We start from the raw sequence: 1,134 nt of genomic DNA on the forward strand, positions 1-1,134 counted from the left end.
GCGGTGGTCAGGCCGTGGGGAGGGTGACGCCGACGTTGTCGACCAGTGGCGTGGTGCCGAAGCGGACCGAGGCGAGCAGGCGGATCTCGCCGTCGCTCGGGCCGCCCTCGGCGGCCGGGTCGAGGGTGTCCAGCGGGCGCAGCGTCGCGGCCTCGACGGCGACGATGTAGTCCGGGTCGGCGACCGGGCGCAGCCGGGCCAGGGCGACCTCGGCCGCGGCGTGGGCGTCGCGCTCCCCGGCGGTGATCGCGTCGACCGCGGCGGTCAGCGCGGCGTACAGCGCCGGTGCGGCGGCGCGCTGCTCGGGGGAGAGCTTGGTGTTGCGGCTGGAGATCGCCACCCCGTCGGGCTCGCGGCGGGTGGGGCAGCCGATGACCCGCGACGGCAGGTGCAGGTCCTCGGCCATCCGCTGGAACATCACCAGCTGCTGCCAGTCCTTCTCGCCGAAGAACGTCAGGCAGGGCCCCGCGATGTTGAGCAGGGTGGCGACCATCGTGACGAGCAGCTCCATGTGCTCGCCCTCGGGCATGCCGGCCAGGTTCCGCAGCATTCCCGGCATGGCCATGAAGGTGTTCGAGGGCCGCTGGTAGAGGTCGTCGCGCATCGGGATGTAGAACACGTCGACGCCGGCCGCCTCGAACAGCGCCTGGTCGTGGGCGAGGTCGCGGTTGTAGGCCTGCACGCCGCCGGAGGCCCATTCCAGCTTCAGCGCACCGTTCCAGAACACCGCGACGACGTCGCATTCCTTCTTCGCCTGTTCGACCAGGGAGATGTGCCCGGAGTGGGTGCCGCCGCTGGTGCCGACCATGGCGACCCGTCGCCCGGCCGCCCGCTCGGCGTCGAGCAGCTCGCGGACCTCGGCGTGCTTCTCGGTAGTGATCATGACGCGCTCCCAGGGTCGAGGATTTTTGCCGCTCGTTACCACTCGGCCGCGCACCCGGGGCAGGGGCGGCGGGCGAGGGAAAAGAGGGCGAGGGGGATGTGATGACCCTCACGGATCGCTGTCGCCGTGTCAAAGTGCTGTTCAGCGAGCTGAACAAGCGTTCAATCGGCAGAAATAGCTGAGCCACCGCGCTGCGACTGCTCGCGAACGCGGTGGCTCAGGTGTGGCCGAGATTGGGGCGGGGTGGGTGG

At 70.8% G+C, this 1,134-nt stretch carries 1 protein-coding gene; it reads right to left on the bottom strand.

The annotated features are described in order from the left end of the window. Nucleotides 1-7: 7 nt before the first annotated feature. Entirely contained in the window at nucleotides 8-883 is an 876-nt protein-coding gene (locus NBZ83_RS32255; protein WP_261570542.1) for a pantoate--beta-alanine ligase, read from the bottom strand. Between the last annotated feature and the right edge of the window lie 251 nt (nucleotides 884-1,134).

Origin of the sequence: Frankia gtarii, assembly GCF_025403375.1 — a bacterium.
Classification (GTDB): Bacteria; Actinomycetota; Actinomycetes; order Frankiales; family Frankiaceae; genus Frankia; species Frankia gtarii.